At 74.4% G+C, this 2,377-nt stretch carries 2 protein-coding genes; both read left to right on the top strand.

All coding sequences use genetic code 11. The features are described 5' to 3' along the window. The first annotated feature begins 183 nt into the window (after positions 1 to 183). Positions 184 to 1,008, top strand: coding sequence for an HAD family hydrolase (locus FOE67_RS22915; protein WP_182666741.1), 825 nt, complete (start codon positions 184 to 186; stop codon positions 1,006 to 1,008). Positions 1,009 to 1,552: 544 nt separating this feature from the next. Continuing rightward, positions 1,553 to 2,344, top strand: a complete 792-nt coding sequence (locus tag FOE67_RS22910) for an ECF subfamily RNA polymerase sigma factor, BldN family (protein WP_182666740.1) — start codon at positions 1,553 to 1,555, stop codon at positions 2,342 to 2,344. Positions 2,345 to 2,377 lie beyond the last annotated feature (33 nt).

The raw sequence follows: 2,377 nt of genomic DNA, 5'->3' as shown, positions 1-2,377 counted from the left end.
GTGATGGGGGACATGACGCACATTGTGCCGCCGATCCGCCCTCCCGCGCCCCTCGGCGACCGACCGCCCCGGCTCGCGCGCTCCGGCGCGGGGGCGCGCCGCCCTCCGGGGTTCCCCCACCGGTGGCCCGGGGGCCACCACGACGCAACCCGGCCGGGGCGATGGGACGTTTATGCTCGACCCATGTCCCCCGCGACATCGGACCGACAGCCGCTCGCCGCCCCCGCGACCGCCCCCGACCCGCGGGCCGCGGCCTTCTTCGACCTGGACAACACCGTCATGCAGGGGGCAGCCCTCTTCCACTTCGGGCGGGGGCTGTACAAACGGAAGTTCTTCCGCAAGCGGGAGCTGGCGCGCTTCGCCTGGCAACAGCTGTGGTTCCGGACCGTGGGCTCCGAGCACGCCGGTCACATGGCCGACGTCCGCGACAACGCCCTGTCCATCGTGCGCGGACACCGGGTGTCGGAGCTGATGGAGATCGGCGAGGAGATCTACGACGAGTACCTCGTCAAGCGCATGTGGCCGGGCACCCGCGAACTGGCCGGTGCCCACCTGGAGGCCGGGGAGCGGGTCTGGCTGGTGACCGCCGCCCCCGTGGACATGGCCGGGATCATCGCCCGCCGCCTGGGGTTCACCGGCGCGCTGGGCACCGTGACCGAGTCGATCGACGGCGTCTACACCGGCCGTCTGGTCGGCGAGCCCCTGCACGGCCCGGCGAAGGCGGTGGCCGTGCGCGCGCTCGCCGCCGCCGAGGGCCTGGACCTGGCCCGCTGCGCCGCCTACAGCGACTCCGCCAACGACCTGCCGATGCTGTCCCTGGTGGGCCGGCCGCACGCGATCAACCCGGACGGCCGGCTGCGGGCCCACGCCCGGGAGCACGGCTGGCTGCTGCGGGACTACCGCACCGGGCGCAAGGCCGTGCGGGTGGGGGTGCCCGCCGTGGCGGGGGCCGGTGCCGTCGCGGGCGGCGCCCTCGTCGCACTGGCCAACCGCCGCCGGCGCCGCTGACCACCCGCGGCCCCGGGGCCCTTCTCCCCGGGGGTGCGGGCCGCGTTCCGGATCCCCTCGCGACCCCGCCGCGGGCCCCGGGACCGCGCACGCGTTCGCGCCGGGTGCTCGACCGCGGCGGGGCGCGGGGGCGGCACCGACGACCGCGGGACGGCGGATCGGGGTGATCGCCGATGTCGTTCCGGGGCCGGCGGGAAGGCCCCGCCCCGCCGGCCTCCGGGCCTCCCCCCTCGGGCCCCGTTTCCCTCGGTCCGTCCCCGTGGAAACCGGCCCACCGGCGCGCCGTTTCGGCCACGCCGTCGTTTCCCGCCTTCAAAACGACAGTTTCAATCGCCAATTGATCAGATTTGGCATGGCGTTCCCCTGGCGCGACACCCCCAAACCGTAAGCACTCGAACGCAAACGGCGACTTTCGCAACCAGGCGTAGCACGTCCGGCACAAAGGGTTATTCTCCTCGGACGCCCCGGCTCCCGCCCGCCCACCAGGTGACGGGTTCCGGTCCCCGTACTGCACGTGTTCGAACGCTCTGCCTCTGGGAGTCCCGTGTACCCACACGTCCGGGCTGACGCCTCGGGCCTGGCCGCACTGCGCACGGCGGTCGCCCCCCACCTGCGCGCCCTGGCCGCGGTCGCGCACCCCGGCCCCGTCCTCGCCGGCCCCGCCTACGCGCTGGCCGAGGACGCCCCCGGCCACGCCCCCGTCCGCGGTCGCGCGGCGAGCCGCGCGGGCGGCGGGCGGGGCGGCGCCTCCACCGTGCCCGCCACCCGTCGCCCCACCGCCGACGACGGGGCCGTCTGCACCATCGATCTGGTGGAACGGGCCAAGTCGGGCGAGGGCGAGGCCTTCGGCCTGCTCTTCGACCACTACTCGGACACCGTCTACCGCTTCGTCTACTACCGCGTGAACAACCGCGCCACCGCCGAGGACCTGACCAGCGAGACCTTCCTGCGCGCCCTGCGCCGGATCGGCACCTTCACCTGGCAGGGGAAGGACTTCGGCGCCTGGCTGGTGACCATCGCCCGCAACCTGGTCGCCGACCACTACAAGTCCAGCCGCACCCGCCTCGAGGTGACCACCGGGGAGATGCTCGACCCCGACGAGATGGTGCGCAGCCCCGAGGACTCGGTGCTGGAACACCTGTCGAACACCGCCCTGCTCGACGCGGTGCGCCGGCTCAACCCCCAGCAGCAGGAGTGCGTCACCCTGCGCTTCCTCAGCGGTCTGTCGGTCGCCGAGACCGCCCGGGTGATGGGGAAGAACGAGGGCGCCATCAAGACCCTCCAGTACCGGGCCGTGCGGACCCTCGCCCGCCTGCTCCCCCCCGACCTGCGCTGACCCGGCACCGTCCCACCCGGCACCGTCCCTCCG

It is taken from the genome of Streptomyces calidiresistens (genome assembly GCF_014141525.1).
GTDB lineage: Bacteria > Actinomycetota > Actinomycetes > Streptomycetales > Streptomycetaceae > Streptomyces > Streptomyces calidiresistens.
The sequence above is the reverse complement of the archived record's forward strand: the minus strand, read 5'-3'. Positions and strand labels throughout refer to the sequence as shown.

Bases quoted from the DNA above. Each gene is read 5' to 3' on its own strand.
- FOE67_RS22915 (WP_182666741.1), top strand. From the start codon at position 184: ATGTCCCCCGCGACATCGGACCGACAGCCGCTCGCCGCCCCCGCGACC.